Genomic DNA, 16,088 nt, shown 5'->3' on the forward strand with positions numbered 1-16,088 from the left:
GAGGGCGTCCCGTGTGGACGAGGCAACAGCGGCACCGCTGGGCGCCGCGATCGGCGCGTTCGGTTCGGTGGGCACCGGCGGCTTCGCCCGGGCGGCGATGCGGGGGCGGTGACGTGAGCGGGGGTTCACGTGCCGCGCCGCCGCGGGGTGCTTGCGCGGATGACGCAGGGCCTCCCGCGCTCTGGATTGCACGCAGTGGAGGCGGTCGTGGGACGCCCCCTTCCGACGCTGCGCCGACGTCGCGCGCGGACATGGCGAGGCGGCAGGGTGGGCCGGAGGCTCATGTGCCGCCGGGGCCCGGGGGGCCGCCGAGGGGGCGGGAGGTGGCGAGGCCGGCGAGGAGGCCGGCGGCGGCGGTGACGGCGGGGTAGCTGAGGACGTGGTCGACGGCGGACTGCATGGCGAGGCCGGTCAGGGCGGCCGCGGTGGTCAGGACGACGGGGGTCGGGCGCGGGGAGCGCTGGAGGGCCCAGAGCAGCCAGACGTAGGAGGCGCCGAGGAGGGCGACGCCGGGCAGTCCCTGCTCGGCGGCCAGTTGCAGGGGCGCCGACTGCGGCGTGCCCCCGCCGGGTGCCGAAGGAGCCGGTGCAGTGCCCGCCTCGGCGAAGCGGCCCGGGCCGATCCCGCGTACGGGATGGTCCCGGGCGGTCTCCAGGGCGTCGTGCCACAGCCGGACCCGGGCCGGGGTGAGCTGCCCGGACAGTGAGGCCGACAGCCCCGGCGGCAGGGCGTCGACGGCGACCGCGCAGGTGCCGCCGACCGCCACGACGAGGCCCAGGGCCAGGCCCGCGAGGCCGACCGCGCGGCGCGTGCGGTCGGCGGCCAGCGAGCACAGGACCACCCCGAGGCACGCCGCGAACCCCGCGGCGGAGCCGACGGCCAGCGCGAACCCGGCCGCCGTGGCGCCGAGCAGGCGCAGGCCCAGCCGGAGCGGTCGGGTCCGCGCGGCCCAGGCTGCGCAGCAGGCGGCGCCGGTGGCGAGCACCATCAGCGCGGCGTCGGCGTTCGCGTACCCGAGCGGCGGGGTGTCCGGGCCGCCGGACAGGCGACCGGGGAGGGCGACCACCAGGACGACCGCGGTCAGGGCCGCCACGGCGGGGACGGCCACCGGACGCAGGGCGCCGCCAACGCGGCCTGCCGCGTATCCGGCGGTGACCGCCAGGACGGCCAGGAGCACGCCCTCGGGACGGGCCGGGCGGCCCGCCGCGGCGACCAGCGACCACACCGCGCAGCCGGCGAGGACCAGCGCGCCGACCGCGTCCGTCCATCCGGAGCGCGGGCGTTCCGCCGGGCCGTCGCCGGCGCCCCCGACGCCTGACCGCGTGCCACCGGTTCGCGTGTCCATCAGCGCACCCCCTGACCCCCGGGGAACCCCCCGGCCCCGGGGGTCACCGTAACCGCTGGGGGCTCGGGATGTGGAGATCCCGTGCGCGAACGGCAAGTGCCGCGCTCACGGACCTGATCCACGGGAGGGTCCGGCCGAGGACGTAGGCTCGGCGGCGTGCCGATTCCCGAATTCCTCCGCGAGCTGCGGGCCCTCGTCGGCCACCGGCAGCTGCTCCTGCCCGGTGTCACGGCGGTCGTCCTCGACGACGACGACCGCGTCCTGCTGAACCGGCGGGCGGACAACGGACGCTGGTCCCTCATCGGCGGCATCGCCGAACCCGGCGAGCAACCCGCCGAGACCGCCGTCCGCGAGGTGCTGGAGGAGACCGGCGTGCGCGCGGTCGTGGAGCGCGTCGTCCTGGTCCAGACGATCGACCCGGTCCTCTACCCCAACGGGGACCGCTGCCAGTACGTGGACATCACCTTCCTCTGCCGGGCCGTCGGCGGGCGGGCCCGGGTCGCGGACGACGAGTCGCTGGAGGTCGGCTGGTTCGACGTGGACGGTCTGCCCGACCTCGGCAACCACGGGCGGCTGCGCCTCAAGCACGCGCTGTCCGACGGCCCGACCTGGTTCGAGCCCGCGGGGCCGCCGCAGGAGTGAGTGTGCGCCACCCCCATTGGCGGTGCCACGAGTGTGGGCGGCGCACACATCGGTCGGGGCCCACGCGCTGCCTAGCCTGCAGTGCATGACGCCCACGCCCCCCGCGCCCCGTCCCGCAGCAGGCCCCGTCCCGCCGTCCGGGCCGCCGGACCTGGACGGACGCACCGCGCTCGTCACCGGCGCCGCCGGCGGCATCGGCCGCGCGTGCGTCCTGCGCCTGGCCGCGGCCGGTGCCAAGGTGCGGGCCGCCGACCGGGACGCCGAAGGCCTGGCCGAGCTCGCGGAACAGGCCGCGGCGGGCGGCCGCCCCGGCGCCGTCGAGACCGTGACGCTGGACCTGACCGACCTCGACGCCGCCGAGCAGGCCGCCGCGGGCACCGACATCCTGGTCAACAACGCCGGGCTGCAGCTCGTCCGCCCCATCGAGGACTTCCCGCCCGACGTCTTCGCCACGGTGCTGCGGGTGATGCTGGAGGCGCCCTTCCGGCTGATCCGGGGGGCGCTGCCGCACATGTACGGGCAGGGCTGGGGCCGGATCGTGAACATCTCCTCCGTCCACGGACTGCGGGCCTCGGCCTACAAGAGCGCCTACGTCTCGGCCAAGCACGGGCTTGAGGGGCTGTCCAAGACCGCCGCCCTGGAGGGTGCCGCCCGCGGCGTCACCTCGAACTGCATCAGCCCCGCCTATGTGCGCACCCCGCTCGTCGAGCGGCAGATCGCCGACCAGGCGGCCGCGCACGGCATCGATCCCGAGCGGGTCGTCACCGAGATCATGCTCGCCGACTCCGCCGTGAAGCGGCTGGTGGAGCCGGAGGAGGTCGCCGAACTGACCGCCTACCTCTGCTCGCCGCAGGCGTCCTTCATCACCGGTGCCTCGCTCACCATGGACGGTGGATGGACGGCGCACTGATCTGCCGGTATCCCTGACAGCGTGCCCCGCGACCCACTCCACGCCCCCGACGACGACGGCGGAACCATGGCTCCCCACAGCCCTTCCGACGCACCCTTCCTGCGGCTGCTCGCCCGCGGGGCACCGGCCGAGGAGTACGAGCGGCCGGTCCTCGCGGCCAGGGCCGAGGGCGCGCCCCCCGCCGTGCTCGCGGAGATGGAGCAGGCCAAGCTGCTGGCCCTGCGCGTGCGGGCGGAACTGGAGGGCCGGCGGCGGCGCGAGGCCGAACTGTCGGCGCTGTTCGAGACGGCGGGCGACCTCGCGGGCCTGCGCGACCTGGACTCGGTGCTGCAGGCCATCGTGCAGCGGGCCAGGTCCCTGCTCGGCACGGACGTCGCCTACCTCAGCCTGATCGACCGGAAGGCCGGCGACACCTACATGCGGGTCACCGAGGGGTCGGTCTCCGCCGAGTTCCAGCGGGTACGGCTCGGGATGGGGGAGGGGCTCGGCGGTCTGGTGGCGCAGACCGCGCTGCCCTACGTCACCGAGTCCTACTTCGACGACGAGCGCTTCCGGCACACCCACCCGATCGACTCGGCCGTGCACGACGAGGGCCTGGTGGCGATCCTCGGCGTGCCCCTCGTGCTGGGCACCGGCGTCATCGGGGTGCTGTACGCCGCGGACCGCCGGGCCCGGGTGTTCGAACGCGGCCAGATCGCCCTGCTGGCCTCCCTCGCCTCGCTCGCCGCCGTCGCCATCGACACGGCGAACCTGCTGGAGGAGACCCGGTCCGCGCTCGCCGACCTGGGCACCGCCAACGACACCATCCGCAGCCACAGCGCCGTGCTGGAACGCGCCTCCGAGGTGCACGACCGGCTCACCGAACTCGTCCTGCGCGGCGGCGGCGTGGACGACGTCGCGGACGCCGTCGCCGAGGTGCTCTCCGGGACGGTGCGGGTCGTCGGCACCGACCGCGACCCCGTCCCCGACGTGCTCGCCGACGCCGTGGCCCGCTCCCGGAAGGACGGCCACGCCGTACGGCAGGGCCAGACCTGGACGGCCGCCGTCACCGCGGGCGGCGAACTGCTGGGCGCGCTCGTGCTGCACGGCCACCCCGAACTCGACCCCGTCGACCAGCGCACGCTGGAGCGGGCCGCCATGGTCACCTCCCTGCTGCTGCTCGCCCGGCGCACCGCCGCCGAGGCCGAGCAGCGCTTCCGGGGCGAACTCCTGGACGACCTGCTCGACGCCCCGCAGCGTGACCCCGCACTGTTGCGCGAACGCGCGGGCCGGCTCCGCGCGGACCTCGACGCCCCGCACGTCGTCCTCGCCGCCCGCGTCGGCGAGGAGCACGCCGGGGCCGCAGCCGACCGGCAGCGGCTGTGGTCGGCCGCCTCCCACCTCGCCGCCACCCGGCGGGGTCTGGCCGCAGCGCGCGACGGGGGCACCGTGCTGCTGCTCCCGCTGGAGCCGGGCTCCGACGCCTCCGCCACCGCCCGCCGGATCGCCCAGCAGCTGGGCACGGCGGTGCAGGCGGCCGTCACGGTGGGGGCGTCCGGCCCCGTCCACGCGCCGGCCGGGCGGCCCGGCGCCGTCGCCCTGGCCTACGCGGAGGCGCAGCGCTGCGGCGACACGCTGCGCGCCCTCGGCCGGGTCGGGGAGGGCGCCGCGGGCGACGACTTCGGCTTCCTCGGGCTCCTGCTGACCGAGTCGCGCGACGTCGACGGCTTCGTGCACCGCACGATCGGCGCCGTCGCCGACTACGACAGCCGCCGGGGCACCGACCTCGTGCGCACCCTGGACGCCTACTTCGCCAGCGGGATGAGCCCCGTGCGCACCAAGGACGCCCTCCACGTGCACGTCAACACCGTCGCGCAGCGCCTGGAGCGCATCTCCCACCTGCTCGGCGCCGACTGGCAGGCCCCGGACCGTGCGCTGGAGATCCAGCTCGCGCTGCGCCTGCACCGGCTCTCGGCCGGGCAGGAGGGCCCGCCGGGCCCCGCCGGTCAGGTCTGATCCGCGCCCGCGACCAGCTCCACCTCGAACCCGTCGCCGTTCTCCAGGTAGGCGGCGTAGTGCTCCTCGCCGCCGGCGTACGGATGCAGCTCGGGGAACATCAGCGTCCAGCCGTGCCCCGGCGAGCGGGCCACCAGGGCGTCCAGCTCCGCGCGGCCCGCCACATGGAACGCGAGGTGGTTCAGCCCCGCCCTGCGGCGCTCGTGCGGCCCCTCGACGAGGTCCGGTGACCGTTCGACGACGATATAGGTCGCCCCCAGCCGCCAGCTGCGGCCCGCCTCCCACCGCTGGTACCGGACGTAGCCGAGCTCGCCCAGCAGCCAGCCCCACTCGGCGTCCGCGCGCTCCAGCTCCGGAACCCACAGCTCGACATGGTGCAGCACCCCCGTCATCTCTCTCGTGTCACCCACGGTCACGACGGTAGACCCCGCCACTGACACACCGTGACGGGGTCCACGTACCAGGGGGTGCGGAACGTGTCCGCACGGGGTCAGCCCGCGTGGGCCGACCGGGCCAGCGGGGCGTCCTCCGCGGTCCCGGAGTCGACGGCGTCGAGGTCCCGGCCGCGCGTCTCCTTGGCCACCCCGACCGCGACCAGCGTGAGCAGCGCGGCGGCGATGACGTACAGCGAGATGGGGACCGAGCTGTCGTAGGACGCGAGCAGCGCGGTCGCGATGAGCGGAGCCGGGGCGCCCGCGGCCACGGAGGCGAACTGGGCGCCGATCGAGGCCCCGGAGTAGCGCATGCGGGTCGCGAACATCTCGGAGAAGAAGGCCGCCTGCGGCGCGTACATGGCGCCGTGCAGCACCAGGCCGCCCGTGACGGCCAGCAGCAGCGCCGGGAAGCTCTTCGTGTCGATCAGCGCGAAGAAGGGGAAGGCCCACAGGCCCACGCCCGCCGCGCCCAGCAGGTACACCGGCCTGCGCCCGACGCGGTCGGAGAGCGCGCCCCAGGCCGGGATGACGGCGAAGTGCACCGCGGAGCCGATGAGCACGGCGTTCAGCGCGGTCTGCTTGCCCAGGGCCGCGTGCTCGACGGCGTAGACGAGGACGAAGGCGGTGATGACGTAGTAGCTGATGTTCTCCGCCATGCGGGCACCCATCGCCACCAGGACGTCCCGCCAGTGGTCGCGCAGGACCGACACCAGCGGCAGCCGCTCGATCGTGGACTCCTCCGTCTTGCGGGCCTCCGCCCTGGCCAGCGCCGCCTTGAACACCGGGGACTCGTCCACCGACAGCCGGATCCACAGCCCCACCATCACGAGCACGCCCGAGAGCAGGAACGGGATGCGCCAGCCCCACGAGGTGAACGCGGCGTCCGAGAGCAGCGCGGTCAGCGCCGACAGCACACCGGTGGCGAGCAGCTGCCCGGCCGGCGCGCCCGTCTGCGGCCACGAGGCCCAGAACCCGCGCCGCTTCGCGTCGCCGTGCTCGGAGACCAGCAGCACCGCGCCGCCCCACTCGCCGCCGAGCGCGAAGCCCTGCACGAGGCGGAGCATGGTGAGCAGCACCGGTGCGGCGACGCCGATCGTGGAGAACGTCGGCAGCAGGCCGATGCAGAAGGTCGCGCCGCCCATGAGCAGCAGGCTCAGCACCAGCAGCCGCTTGCGGCCGAGGCGGTCCCCGAAGTGGCCGAAGACGAGGGCGCCCACCGGGCGGGCGGCGAAGCCGACGGCGTACGTGAGGAACGACAGCAGCGTGCCGACCAGGGGTTCCTCGTTGGGGAAGAACAGCTTGTTGAAGACCAGCGCGGCGGCGGAGCCGTAGAGGAAGAAGTCGTACCACTCGATGGTGGTGCCGATGAGGCTCGCCGCGACGATTCTGCGGAGCGAGCCGGGTGCGGTGGGCGCGGGTGCCGGGGTTGCCATGGTCACCACTTCCGGGCGGGGGACGGGGACGTTTCCGATGTCGCCACACCGTAGAAACGGCCACGTCACGCTCCCATGTGGTGGAACACCACAGTTATGCCGCCGGGTATGCGGGCGGGCACCATGAGCGTCCCGCCCGGGGTACCCGGCGTGGCCGGGGCGGGGCCGGGCGGTGGTGCCCCGGCGCCGGGAGGGTCCATTCGAGTGGCGGCCGCTCACGAGATATCTTGATGTCGAGCAATGTTGCAGACGTGGAGCGGAGCACCCGGTGACTGACTCGACCATCATCTATACGCACACCGACGAGGCGCCGGCGCTGGCGACGTACTCGTTCCTGCCCGTGATCCAGGCGTACGCCTCCACGGCCGGAGTCGCCGTGGAGACCCGTGACATCTCCCTGGCCGGGCGCATCATCGCGAGCTTCCCCGAGTACCTGGAGGAGGGCCAGCGCATCGCCGACGCCCTCGCCGAGCTCGGCGAGCTCGCCAAGACCCCGGCCGCGAACATCATCAAGCTGCCGAACGTCTCGGCCTCGATCCCGCAGCTGAAGGCCGCGGTCGCCGAGCTGCAGGCGCAGGGCTACGCGCTGCCGGACTACCCGGACGACCCGAAGTCCGACGAGGACAAGGACGTGCGCGCCCGCTACGACAAGATCAAGGGCAGCGCCGTCAACCCCGTCCTGCGCGAGGGCAACTCCGACCGCCGCGCCCCCGCGTCGGTCAAGAACTACGCCAAGGCGCACCCGCACCGCATGGGCGCGTGGTCGGCCGACTCGAAGACGAACGTCGCGCACATGACCGCCGACGACTTCCGTTCCACGGAGAAGTCCGCCGTCATCGCCGAGGACGGCGCGCTGCGCATCGAGCTGGTCGGTGACGACGGCACGACCACCGTGCTGCGCGAGTCGGTGCCGGTGCTCGCGGGCGAGGTCGTGGACGCCTCCGTCATGCGCGTCGCCGTGCTGCGCGAGTTCCTCGGCGAGCAGGTCGCGCGCGCCAAGGCCGAGGACGTGCTGTTCTCGGTGCACCTGAAGGCCACGATGATGAAGGTCTCCGACCCGATCGTCTTCGGCCACGTGGTCCGCGCCTTCTTCCCCAAGACCTTCGCCCAGTACGGCGAGACCTTCGCGGCGGCCGGCCTCACCCCCAACGACGGCCTCGGCGGCATCCTCAAGGGCGTCGAGTCCCTGGCCGACGGCGCGGCGATCAAGGCCTCCTTCGAGGCGGAGCTGGCCGAGGGCCCGGCCCTGGCCATGGTCGACTCCGACCGCGGCATCACCAACCTGCACGTCCCGAGCGACGTCATCGTCGACGCCTCCATGCCGGCCATGATCCGCACCTCCGGCCACATGTGGGGCCCGGACGGTCAGGAGGCCGACACCCTCGCGGTGCTCCCGGACAGCAGCTACGCCGGCATCTACCAGGCCGTCATCGACGACTGCCGCGCGAACGGCGCCTTCGACCCGGCCACGATGGGCTCGGTGCCCAACGTCGGTCTCATGGCGCAGAAGGCCGAGGAGTACGGCAGCCACGACAAGACCTTCGAGATCCAGCACACCGGCACCGTCCGCCTGGTCGACCAGGCCGGGAACGTCGTGCTGGAGCAGGCCGTCTCCGCCGGCGACATCTTCCGCGCCTGCCAGACCAAGGACGCGCCGATCAAGGACTGGGTCAAGCTCGCCGTCACCCGCGCCCGCGCGACCGGCGACCCGGCGGTGTTCTGGCTGGACGAGGAGCGCGCCCACGACGCGAACCTCATCGCCAAGGTGAAGCAGTACCTGACGGAGCACGACACCGAGGGCCTGCAGATCGAGATCAAGTCCCCGGTCGAGGCAATCAAGTTCTCCCTCGACCGCATCCGTCGCGGCGAGGACACGATCTCCGTCACCGGCAACGTGCTGCGCGACTACCTGACCGACCTCTTCCCGATCCTGGAGCTGGGCACCAGCGCCAAGATGCTGTCGGTCGTGCCGCTGATGAACGGCGGCGGGCTCTTCGAGACCGGCGCCGGCGGCTCCGCGCCCAAGCACGTCCAGCAGCTGGTCAAGGAGAACTACCTGCGCTGGGACAGCCTCGGCGAGTTCCTCGCGCTCGCGGTCAGCTTCGAGCACCTGGCGACCACCACGGGCAACGCCCGCGCCCAGGTCCTGGCCGACACCCTCGACCGCGCCACGGGCACCTTCCTCAACGAGGACAAGTCGCCCAGCCGCCGGCTCGGTGGCATCGACAACCGCGGCAGCCACTTCTACCTGGCGATGTACTGGGCCCAGGAGCTGGCCGGGCAGTCGGACGACGCCGAGCTGGCCAAGGCCTTCGGCCCGCTCGCCCAGACGCTGACCGAGAAGGAGCAGGTGATCGTCGACGAGCTGATCGCCGTGCAGGGCTCCCCGGCCGAGATCGGCGGCTACTACCAGCCCGACCCGGCCAAGGCCGCGGCCGTCATGCGTCCGTCCGCGACCTTCAACGAGGCGCTGGCGACCCTCGCCTGACGCGACCGGCAGCACGACGCGAACCGCCCCGGCTGGTGATCCAGCCGGGGCGGTCCCGTGCAGGGGGCGCGGTGGGGCGCGCGGTTACGCGAAGACGCCGTCCAGCCACGCCTGCCAGCGCTGCCCGGCGCGCTCGCCGTCGGCGCCGGGGGCGAAGTCGTGCACGCTCACGCCGACCGGGGCGCCGAAGTGGTTGCGGCCGAAGACCCGGTACATCGCGTCGCCGGTCCGCAGGCCGACGAAGTACCGGTCGCGGTAGTCGACCAGGGCCTCCACCGGCCCGGCGCCGGGCAGTTCGACACGCACCACGGCACCCTCGGCCGCGTCGTCCGGCACGCCGAGGGCGCGGCTGACGGCCTCGAGGGCGTCGGGCGAGGTGGACGCGGCGGGGCCGTTCACCGTGGCGAAGGCGGCCGGCCGCCCGGTGAAGTGGGTCAGGTACTGGCGCAGGGTGTGCAGGTAGAAGTCGGTGTGCTTGCTCGCGCCGTCGTACTGGTTGTCCCAGTCGTCGACGAAGACGCCGCTGTGCACGTAGCGCACCCAGGCACCGCCGCCCTCGCGCTCCTCGATGACGTGCTCGAGCTGGTTGAAGAACTGGTTGTCGACGCCCTCCGGGCTCTCCGACCGGGCGATCAGGTGGTGCGGCGGGTCCCAGGCGGTGAGGGTGCCGCCGAAGGGCGCGGCGCCGCCCTTGCGCGGCTCGAACTCCTGGGGCCACAGCCAGCCGGCGGAGCCGGTGGTGACGGCCTCCCAGACCTCCTCCGGGCTTGCCTCGGTCTCGAACTCGCGGACGATCTCGAATTCCTTGGACATGGTGCTTCTCGCTCCTCGGGGGACGGGCCCGGACGCCCGGACGACGTGGTGGGTGGTGGGGTGGTGGTGGGGGTGGTGTTCGGCGGGTGCGGTGCGGTGCGGTGCCGGCCGCGACGGGTCACGGGCCGCTCACGGGGACTCCTCGACGGCGGCCGGCGTGGCCCGCCCGACGGCCGGTGCGGCCTCCCCGGACGGCCCTGGCGTGGGGCCGGGGTCCTTGACGGTGGGGTGGAGCGCGACCACGATGCGGTGCTCGCGACCGCCCTCGCCGTCCGCGTCGTGGTACTTGGCGATCAGCGCGCTCACCCCGCGGGTCAGCTCCTCCACGAACGCGGCCCGGTCGGCGGCGGAGGCGAAGCGCACCTCCCCGTCGAGGGCGTACGTCGCGAGCCGCTTGCGGGCCCTGGCCGCACCGGTGATCAGGGTGCCGACGTCGCGGACGAGCCGGGCGGCGACGGCCAGCAGCCAGCGCGCGGACAGCTGGTCGCGGAAACGCCCGGGGTCCGGCTGGACGGCGGCCAGCGCGAGCGGGGAGATCACGTACGAGGCCGCGGTGGCCCGCATCAGCCGCTCGGTGACGTTGCCCTTCCGGCGTTCGCCGGCCAGCTCGACCAGGCCGTGCGCCTCCAGTGTCCGCAGGTGGTAGTTCACCTTCTGCCGCGGCAGCCCGACCCGGGCGGCGAGCATGGCCGCCGACGCGGGCCCCTCCGCCAGCTCGGCGAGGAGGCGGGCCCGTACGGGGTCCAGCGTGGCAGCGGCGGCCGCCGAGTCCTCGATCACGCTCACGTCCAACATGGCCCCACCGTCTCACCGAAAAGTTTTTTTGTCCAGCCCATATTTCTTGTCGGTGAGCCCGGGGACACCCGCCGGTAACGCCGGGGCCTCGGACGAAACACCGATTTCACCTGCCGCGCGAACGGACCTGACACGGCCGTGGGCCGTGTCCGCGCAGGTGACGCGGCGGAACGCCGGGGGCCCCAGCGCGTTACAGCGTGGTACTGCACCCCGCACCTCAGGGCTCCTAATGTCAGCCGTCAAGCGGCCCGGAGTTCACCTTCGCGGCCCGCTCATTGCCGCGACGTCGGAGGGAAGACCGATGAGTCGAGTAGTGCGCGCCGCGCTCGTCCAGACGAAGTGGACCGGCGACAAGGAATCGATGACCGACCTGCACGAGCGGTACGCCCGCGAAGCGGCCGCCCAGGGGGCGCAGGTCATCGGCTTCCAGGAGGTGTTCAACGCCCCGTACTTCTGCCAGGTGCAGGAGCCCGAGCACTACCGGTGGGCGGAACCGGTGCCGGACGGCCCGACGATCGTGCGGATGCAGGCGCTCGCCAAGGAGCTCCGCATGGTGATGGTGGTGCCGGTCTACGAGGTCGAGCAGGCGGGCTTCTACTACAACACCGCCGCCGTGATCGACGCCGACGGCAGCTACCTGGGCAAGTACCGCAAGCACCACATCCCGCAGGTCAAGGGCTTCTGGGAGAAGTACTACTTCAAGCCCGGCAACCTGGGCTGGCCGGTCTTCGACACGGCCGTCGGCAAGGTCGGCGTCTACATCTGCTACGACCGCCACTTCCCCGAGGGCTGGCGGGCACTGGGCCTCGCCGGCGCCGAACTCGTCTACAACCCCTCCGCCACCTCGCGCGGGCTGTCCGCGTACCTGTGGCAGCTGGAGCAGCCGGCCGCGGCCGTCGCCAACGAGTACTTCGTCGCCGCCATCAACCGGGTCGGCCAGGAGGAGTACGGCGACAACGACTTCTACGGCACGTCCTACTTCGTCGACCCGCGCGGCCAGTTCGTGGGCGACGTCGCCTCCGACAAGGAGGAGGAACTTCTCGTGCGCGACCTGGACTTCGGGAAGATCGAGGAGGTCCGTCAGCAGTGGGCCTTCTACCGGGACCGCCGCCCCGACGCCTACGGCCCGCTGACCGAGGCCTGAGGGGAGGGAGGGAACCGGTGAGCCGAACCCTGATCCGCGGCGGACTGGTCGTCACCGCCGCAGAGGAGGTCCACGCCGACGTCCTCGTCGAGGACGAGAAGATCGTCGCCCTCGCCACCACCGGCAGCACGGTCGCCGAGGGCTGGACGGCCGGCACCGTGATCGACGCGACCGGGACGTACGTCGTCCCGGGCGGTGTCGACGCGCACACCCACATGGAGCTGCCCTTCGGCGGCACCTTCGCCTCGGACACCTTCGAGACCGGCACCCGGGCCGCCGCCTGGGGCGGTACGACGACGATCGTGGACTTCGCCGTCCAGTCGGTGGGCGAGTCGCTGCGTGCCGGACTCGACGCCTGGCACGCCAAGGCCGAGGGCAACTGCGCCGTCGACTACGCGTTCCACATGATCGTGTCGGACGTGAACGAGGACAGCCTCAAGGAGATGGACCTCCTCGTCGACGAAGGGGTCACCTCCTTCAAGCTGTTCATGGCCTACCCCGGTGTCTTCTACAGCGACGACGGCAAGATCCTGCGGGCCATGCAGCGCGGTGCCGACAACGGCGGCCTGATCATGATGCACGCGGAGAACGGCATCGCCATCGACGTGCTCGTCGAGCAGGCGCTGGCCGCGGGCAGGACCGACCCCCGCTACCACGGCGAGGTCCGGCGGGAGCTGCTGGAGGCCGAGGCGACCCACCGCGCCATCCGGCTGGCCGAGGTGGCCGGTGCGCCGCTCTACGTCGTCCACGTCTCGGCCCAGCAGGCGGTCGCGGAGCTGGCGACGGCGCGCGACCGCGGTCTCAACGTCTTCGCCGAGACGTGCCCGCAGTACCTGTTCCTGTCCACGGACAACCTGGCGGAGCCGGACTTCGAGGGCGCCAAGTACGTCTGCTCGACGCCGCTGCGCCCCAGGGAGCACCAGGCGGAGCTGTGGAAGGGTCTGCGGACCAACGACCTGCAGGTGGTGTCCACGGACCACTGCCCGTTCTGCTTCGTGGGGCAGAAGGAGCTGGGCCGGGGTGACTTCTCGAAGATCCCCAACGGTCTGCCGGGGGTGGAGAACCGGATGGACCTGCTCCATCAGGCGGTGGTGGACGGGCACATCAGCCGGCGCCGGTGGATCGAGATCGCCTGCGCGACCCCGGCGCGGATGTTCGGGCTGTACCCGCGCAAGGGCACCATCGCGCCGGGCGCGGACGCTGACATCGTCATCTACGACCCGGACGCGGAGCAGGTGATGTCCGCCTCCACCCACCACATGAACGTCGACTACTCGGCCTACGAGGGCAAGCAGGTACGCGGCAAGGCCCGCACCGTGATGTCGCGCGGCACCGTCGTCGTCGACCGGGACCGCTACCTGGGCCGGGCCGGCCACGGCCGCTACCAGACCCGCGAGACCTGCCAGTACCTCGTCTAGCCACCCCAGGGAGCAGAGCTATGGATTTTGGTCTCGTCCTGCAGACGGACCCGCCCGCGTCGGGGGTCGTGGAGCTGATGCGGCGCGCCGAGCGCAACGGCTTCACCCACGGCTGGACCTTCGACTCCACGGTGCTGTGGCAGGAGCCGTTCGTCATCTACAGCCAGATCCTGGCGCGGACGGAGCGGATGGTCGTCGGCCCGATGGTCACCAATCCGGGCACCCGTACCTGGGAGGTGACCGCGTCGACCTTCGCCACGCTGAACGAGATGTTCGGCAACCGGACGATCTGCGGCATCGGCCGGGGCGACTCGGCGATGCGTGTGGCGGGCCGCAAGCCCAACACCCTCGCCCGCATCGAGGAGGCGATGCACGTCATCCGCGACCTCGCCGAGGGCCGCGAGGCCGACCTCGGCGGCGGGACGGTGGTGAAGTTCCCGTGGGTGCGGCCCGGTGCGCAACTGCCGGTGTGGATGGCGGCGTACGGGCCGAAGGCGCTGGCGATCGCCGGGGCGAAGGCGGACGGGTTCATCCTGCAGCTCGCCGACGTCTACCTGACCGAGTGGATGGTCAAAGCGGTCAGGGACGCCGCGGTCGCCGCCGGCCGGGACCCCTCGCAGGTCAAGGTCTGCGTGGCGGCCCCCGCCTACGTCACCGAGGACGACTCCCCGCAGGCGCTGGCCCACGCCCGCGAGCAGTGCCGCTGGTTCGGCGGCATGGTCGGCAACCACGTCGCCGACCTGGTGACCCGGTACGGCGAGGTGTCGAGCGCGGTCCCCCAGGAGCTCACGGATTACATCAAGGCCCGTGAGGGGTACGACTACTCGCACCACGGCCGCACCGGCAACCCCGACACCGCGTTCGTCCCCGACGAGATCGTCGACCGCTTCTGCCTCATCGGCACCGCCGAGCGGCACATCGAGAAGCTGCGCGCCCTGAAGGCCCTCGGTGTCGACCAGTTCGCCCTGTACGACATGCAGGACGCCAAGGAGTCCACCATCGACGTCTACGGCTCCACCGTCATCCCCGCGCTCCGCGGCTGATCCCGGGCCCGCCATCCCCCCGCACGGCACGTTCGATCCCCGTTCCCCGCCTCGAACGAAGGGGGCTGCCATGACAGCCACCGCTCCACCCCCTGCCGGAAGAACCGGGGCCGACGGCCGCGTCGAGCTCCCGCCCGACGCCGTCCCGTCCGGCCCCTACGCCAACGAGGACCTGCTCCCCGTTCCGCTCGCCAAGCGGAAGTGGACCACGTACAACTTCACCGCGCTGTGGATCGGGATGGCGCACAACGTCGCCTCCTGGACCCTCGCCTCGGGCCTGGTCGCCCTCGGCATGGACTGGAAGCAGGCGGTGCTCACCATCGCCCTCGCCAACCTCATCGTGCTCGTGCCGATGCTGCTCACCGGCCACGCCGGTCCCAAGTACGGCATCCCGTTCCCGGTCTTCGCCCGCGCGTCGTTCGGGGTGCGCGGGGCCAACCTGCCCGCCCTGGTCCGGGCGGCGGTCGCCTGCGTGTGGTTCGGCATCCAGACCTGGATCGGCGGCTCCGGCATCTTCCTGCTCGCGGGGAAGCTCTTCGGCGACTCCTGGGCGACCGCCGGGACGATCGGCGGTTACCCGTGGACGCAGTGGCTCTCCTTCGTCGTCTTCTGGATCATCCAGGTCGCGATCATCGTGCGCGGCATGGAGATGGTGCGGCGGTTCGAGAACTGGGCGGCCCCCTTCGTCATCGTCGGCGCGATCGCGCTGCTGATCTGGATGAGCGTGAAGGCCGGCGGCTTCGGCCCGCTGCTCGACCAGCCCTCCGCCCTCGGCTGGGGCGGTGACTTCTGGAAGGTCTTCTTCCCCGCCCTCATGGGGATGATCGGCTTCTGGTCGACCCTCTCCCTCAACATCCCCGACTTCACCCGCTACGCCGCCGGCCAGCGCGCCCAGTTGTGGGGCCAGTCCCTCGGACTGCCCACCACGATGACGCTGTTCGCGCTGCTGTCGGTGCTGGTGACCTCCGGCTCGCAGGCGGTGTACGGCGAGCCGATCTGGGACCCGGTGGCGCTGGCCGCGAAGCTCGACAACTGGGCCGCGGTGCTCTTCGCGCTGATCACGGTCCTGGTGGCCACCCTGTCGGTGAACATCGCGGCCAACGTGGTCTCACCCGCCTTCGACCTGTCCAACATCGCGCCGCGCAGGATCAGCTTCCGTACCGGTGCGCTGATCACCGCGGTCGTGGGCGTCGTCATCTTCCCCTGGAAGCTGCTGGCCAGCCCGCAGGCGTACATCTTCACCTGGCTCGGCACCGTCGGCGGTCTGCTCGGCACGGTGGCCGGCATCCTCATCGCCGACTACTGGATCCTGCGCCGCACCCGGCTGGAACTGGCCGACCTGTACCGGACGGAGGGCCGCTACTGGTACGACGGCGGGTGGAACTGGCGGGCGCTGGCGGCGTTCGCGGTCGGCGGTGTCCTGGCCATCGGCGGCTCGCACTCCGGGCTCGACGCCAAGGGCGTCAAGCAGGGGCCGTTCCCCGTCGACGGGATGATCCCCTTCCTGAAGCCGCTCGCGGACTACGGGTGGGCCGTCGGCCTCGCCGCCTCCCTCCTCGTCTACCTCCTGCTCAGCCGTCTCGCGCCCGACCGCAGGAGCTGACCCCGCCGGTTCGTACCGGGGCCCG

General features: G+C 72.7%; 13 protein-coding genes. 8 read left to right on the forward strand and 5 right to left on the reverse strand.

Annotated features, from left to right (window positions below; genetic code table 11):
- Nucleotides 1–280: 280 nt before the first annotated feature.
- Nucleotides 281–1,345, reverse strand: coding sequence for an O-antigen ligase family protein (locus tag ACFYYN_RS27585; RefSeq protein ID WP_500547910.1), 1,065 nt, complete (start codon nt 1,343–1,345; stop codon nt 281–283).
- Between the two features lie 156 nt (nt 1,346–1,501).
- Between ACFYYN_RS27585 and ACFYYN_RS27590 the strand changes: the two genes are divergently transcribed.
- The 3 genes from ACFYYN_RS27590 (at nt 1,502) to ACFYYN_RS27600 (ending at nt 4,892) form a co-directional block, all read left to right on the forward strand.
- Entirely contained in the window at nt 1,502–1,987 is a 486-nt protein-coding gene (locus ACFYYN_RS27590; protein WP_500338424.1) for an NUDIX hydrolase, read from the forward strand.
- An 85-nt stretch (nt 1,988–2,072) separates the two neighbouring features.
- Nucleotides 2,073–2,897 (forward strand): 3-hydroxybutyrate dehydrogenase, encoded by an 825-nt coding sequence (locus ACFYYN_RS27595; RefSeq protein WP_500324325.1) that lies wholly within the window; start codon nt 2,073–2,075, stop codon nt 2,895–2,897.
- 66 nt (nt 2,898–2,963) lie between these two features.
- The gene (locus ACFYYN_RS27600) at nt 2,964–4,892 is read left to right on the forward strand and encodes a helix-turn-helix domain-containing protein (protein ID WP_500547993.1); all 1,929 of its coding nucleotides are present in this window, start codon (nt 2,964–2,966) and stop codon (nt 4,890–4,892) included.
- Here the strand turns inward: ACFYYN_RS27600 and ACFYYN_RS27605 are convergent.
- Nucleotides 4,883–5,302 (reverse strand): VOC family protein, encoded by a 420-nt coding sequence (locus ACFYYN_RS27605; RefSeq protein WP_500547911.1) that lies wholly within the window; start codon nt 5,300–5,302, stop codon nt 4,883–4,885. The two genes, ACFYYN_RS27600 and ACFYYN_RS27605, sit on opposite strands and share 10 nt — an antisense overlap.
- An 80-nt stretch (nt 5,303–5,382) precedes the next feature.
- Nucleotides 5,383–6,759, reverse strand: a complete 1,377-nt coding sequence (locus tag ACFYYN_RS27610) for an MFS transporter (protein ID WP_500547912.1) — start codon at nt 6,757–6,759, stop codon at nt 5,383–5,385.
- Between the two features lie 268 nt (nt 6,760–7,027).
- Here ACFYYN_RS27610 and ACFYYN_RS27615 point away from each other — a divergent pair, with 268 nt between their 5' ends.
- On the forward strand, nt 7,028–9,247 hold the full coding sequence (locus ACFYYN_RS27615) for an NADP-dependent isocitrate dehydrogenase (RefSeq protein ID WP_500324322.1): 2,220 nt from the start codon (nt 7,028–7,030) through the stop codon (nt 9,245–9,247).
- An 84-nt stretch (nt 9,248–9,331) separates the two neighbouring features.
- On the opposite strand, the gene ACFYYN_RS27620 is transcribed toward ACFYYN_RS27615, so the two are convergent.
- On the reverse strand, nt 9,332–10,060 hold the full coding sequence (locus tag ACFYYN_RS27620) for an SRPBCC family protein (RefSeq protein ID WP_500547913.1): 729 nt from the start codon (nt 10,058–10,060) through the stop codon (nt 9,332–9,334).
- A 129-nt stretch (nt 10,061–10,189) separates the two neighbouring features.
- The gene (locus ACFYYN_RS27625) at nt 10,190–10,855 is read right to left on the reverse strand and encodes an ArsR/SmtB family transcription factor (protein ID WP_500547914.1); all 666 of its coding nucleotides are present in this window, start codon (nt 10,853–10,855) and stop codon (nt 10,190–10,192) included.
- 301 nt (nt 10,856–11,156) lie between these two features.
- Between ACFYYN_RS27625 and ACFYYN_RS27630 the strand changes: the two genes are divergently transcribed.
- From ACFYYN_RS27630 to ACFYYN_RS27645, 4 genes are all read left to right on the forward strand, one after another.
- Nucleotides 11,157–11,999: a nitrilase-related carbon-nitrogen hydrolase gene (locus tag ACFYYN_RS27630; protein WP_500324319.1), complete on the forward strand. Its 843-nt coding sequence runs from the start codon at nt 11,157–11,159 to the stop codon at nt 11,997–11,999.
- Between the two features lie 17 nt (nt 12,000–12,016).
- Nucleotides 12,017–13,417, forward strand: a complete 1,401-nt coding sequence (hydA, locus tag ACFYYN_RS27635) for a dihydropyrimidinase (RefSeq protein ID WP_500547915.1) — start codon at nt 12,017–12,019, stop codon at nt 13,415–13,417.
- Between the two features lie 20 nt (nt 13,418–13,437).
- Entirely contained in the window at nt 13,438–14,460 is a 1,023-nt protein-coding gene (locus tag ACFYYN_RS27640; protein WP_500547916.1) for a TIGR03842 family LLM class F420-dependent oxidoreductase, read from the forward strand.
- 70 nt (nt 14,461–14,530) lie between these two features.
- Nucleotides 14,531–16,063, forward strand: coding sequence for an NCS1 family nucleobase:cation symporter-1 (locus tag ACFYYN_RS27645; protein WP_500547917.1), 1,533 nt, complete (start codon nt 14,531–14,533; stop codon nt 16,061–16,063).
- The last annotated feature ends 25 nt before the right edge of the window (nt 16,064–16,088 follow it).

Source organism: Streptomyces sp. NPDC001902 (genome assembly GCF_042891295.1).
GTDB lineage: Bacteria > Actinomycetota > Actinomycetes > Streptomycetales > Streptomycetaceae > Actinacidiphila.

What these genes read in the sequence shown, in the direction of transcription:
- ACFYYN_RS27585 (WP_500547910.1), bottom strand. Translation starts at nt 1,345, where the DNA reads ATGGACACGCGAACCGGTGGCACGCGGTCAGGCGTCGGGGGCGCCGGC.
- ACFYYN_RS27595 (WP_500324325.1), top strand. Translation starts at nt 2,073, where the DNA reads ATGACGCCCACGCCCCCCGCGCCCCGTCCCGCAGCAGGCCCCGTCCCG.
- ACFYYN_RS27600 (WP_500547993.1), top strand. Translation starts at nt 2,964, where the DNA reads ATGGCTCCCCACAGCCCTTCCGACGCACCCTTCCTGCGGCTGCTCGCC.
- ACFYYN_RS27610 (WP_500547912.1), bottom strand. Translation starts at nt 6,759, where the DNA reads ATGGCAACCCCGGCACCCGCGCCCACCGCACCCGGCTCGCTCCGCAGA.
- ACFYYN_RS27620 (WP_500547913.1), bottom strand. Translation starts at nt 10,060, where the DNA reads ATGTCCAAGGAATTCGAGATCGTCCGCGAGTTCGAGACCGAGGCAAGC.
- ACFYYN_RS27625 (WP_500547914.1), bottom strand. Translation starts at nt 10,855, where the DNA reads ATGTTGGACGTGAGCGTGATCGAGGACTCGGCGGCCGCCGCTGCCACG.
- ACFYYN_RS27630 (WP_500324319.1), top strand. Translation starts at nt 11,157, where the DNA reads ATGAGTCGAGTAGTGCGCGCCGCGCTCGTCCAGACGAAGTGGACCGGC.
- ACFYYN_RS27640 (WP_500547916.1), top strand. Translation starts at nt 13,438, where the DNA reads ATGGATTTTGGTCTCGTCCTGCAGACGGACCCGCCCGCGTCGGGGGTC.
- ACFYYN_RS27645 (WP_500547917.1), top strand. Translation starts at nt 14,531, where the DNA reads ATGACAGCCACCGCTCCACCCCCTGCCGGAAGAACCGGGGCCGACGGC.